At 45.8% G+C, this 2,223-nt stretch carries 2 protein-coding genes; both read left to right on the top strand.

Annotated features, from left to right (window positions below; translation table 11 throughout):
• Positions 1-185 precede the first annotated feature (185 nt).
• Complete coding sequence (locus KDK16_RS08310; RefSeq protein ID WP_257275578.1) at positions 186-1,541, top strand: DUF4116 domain-containing protein; 1,356 nt, start codon at positions 186-188, stop codon at positions 1,539-1,541.
• 176 nt (positions 1,542-1,717) lie between these two features.
• A partial coding sequence (locus KDK16_RS08305) for a PEP/pyruvate-binding domain-containing protein (protein WP_257275577.1) occupies positions 1,718-2,223 on the top strand: 506 nt, incomplete at its 3' end.

Below are 2,223 nucleotides of genomic sequence, written 5' to 3'. Positions count from 1 at the left end.
CTGAGCAGGTTCGAAGTGTTCATGAGCTGATTTTTGCCCTGCATCAGCGCTTCGTGGAAGCACTGGCACCAGTCACTTTGGCCTCGGGTCAGGGCAGGTCATCCAAGATAGGCAGGATCTCTTACGTGGATTGCACGACCCCGTGTAAAAAGACTCCGCTATTGAGTCGATCCGGCGAAGAAACCATGGCACGGCTGGAGTTTCGGGGGACTGTCATCCATATGAATAATGCCTTGATTGTTACCCTGCCGCTTGGAAATCATAAGAGCGTTATCGAGCTACTTGAACACGCAGAGGCGGGGAAAGGACGAACCTTGCGGCTGACATTTTCAGATACATTTGATGCTGAATGGGATTTTAATGCCGGCAAGTTCATGCGTGTGTGGTTTCTGGTAGCGTTACTGAAAGCGATTGAACTGGATAAAAATTCTGATGGCATAAAGACCCGTTGCAACGCCATAGCAGGTACAGTGACCATCGAATGTTCCCAGATGAAATCACGTCCATCCATGCGGGAAGCCTTTGAAAAACTGATCGTTGTATTACGTGATATGAAAGATTTGGATCATCGTTTTGAGAAAAGCCGCATTTGTGAAAAAAATCAGTGGAATTTTGACTCGCTTGCACAACGACTTGATAGCGGCCTTGCGACAGAAGCCGATAGGTTCGTCTTTCAACATTGCCTTTTCACAATCAGTTATACCTATCTACACAGAGTTCCCCGATTCTACCCGTTCTTAAGCGACCACCAACAACAGTTTATTGAACATGTTCAGTGTTTTTCGAGGTGCGTGAAAACATCGGAGCATAAGCTTCTGAAAATGTTAATGAGTGGTGAGATCGCTGAGGACACCCGCAGTGAACTCCTACAGCATTATTTATTGGAAGATCCCCAAAACGGTACTCGTTTGGTTGTGCTTTTGCATCCCCATTTGGAAGATCAATACTTTGTTATCAAAACACCTCGCAGTGGTCGTCTGGAGTTTGATGTTCCACCGGGGCAGCCATTTGGGGATTATAAAGAAAAAGTCAGGAATTCCCTGCTGAAACAGGGTTTGAAATATGCCAGCCAACGGGTTTTGAATGATAAAGACGTTGTGTTACCCGCCATTAAAGAACATCCGGGTGAACTGGAATATGTGAGTAAAGAATTGGGGGATGATAGCGATGTTGTCATTGCATCAGTCACTCGAGTGGGTGGCGAGCTGAAATATGCCAGCCATAGACTTAAGAATGATGAGAAGGTGGTGATGGCCGCTGTTGCAAACGATCCAGCAGCTTTGGGGTTTGCAAGTGAGAGAATCAAGAGCGATAAAGACATTGTTAATCGTGCAATTGCTCATAGTATCATTTACTTAAGGCATGCCAGTCATGCGGTGTTGAATGATCGCGAGTATATGTTGGAGTTAATTGAACAAAATCCTCGTGCTTTCGAATATGCGGCTTTTCAACTTAAAAATGATAAGTCTTTTATCGATTCAGCGAAGCAAAGAAATCCCGAAGTTAATAAATACGTCAGGGCATTTTTGGCCAAGCTCTGATCAACTCTGACAACGATGGCAGTGAAAACCTTATTACCAACTTATTGCCGTTCTTTTAATGCGTTCTTCAGGCTGACGGGTGAACTTTATAAAAACATCATGGTCGAAGGAAAGTGATCGCTTTATGCGTTAGCGATTAAATCATGGATAAATAAAAACATCAGAGGGATATCTTGATGTTATCTGCTGTATTTGGCAAGTCAGATCCTCAAAGCCTGACAACTGATCCCAATCATAATTCTAAGGCTAATAGTTTACCTGAAAGGTATTTCAGTGATCTTGATCCCAGTGATGTTCCCGACCCAAGGCCGATAGGCGAGCGCACCTGCCGTTCAGCTGTTTTGGCTCAGGCTGCTGACTGTTCTCCCGCCAACCGGGAAAATCTGGGCGGCAAGGGAATGTTTTTGCAGCGCATGCAGAAAGCCGGTCTGCCTGTTCCACCCTTCGAATGTGTTACTGCTCAGGTCATGAATGCGCTTGAACAACACTCTCTGGATACCCGTCTTATGGAGCGCTGCCTTCCCTGGATCGTCCTTGAACCGGGGTTAGAGATTAGTCTGGCGAACATCCGGGACCACCTCAATGGCTTGCCGCCTTCAGATCAAGCCAAAAGGGATAGCTGGCTGGCGGATCTGGCACAATTTGTTGCCAGTGATGACTATTACGAACAGGTTAAAGATTC

The organism is Endozoicomonas sp. SESOKO4 (assembly GCF_024606275.1).
This window is presented reverse-complemented; position numbering and strand designations above follow the sequence as displayed.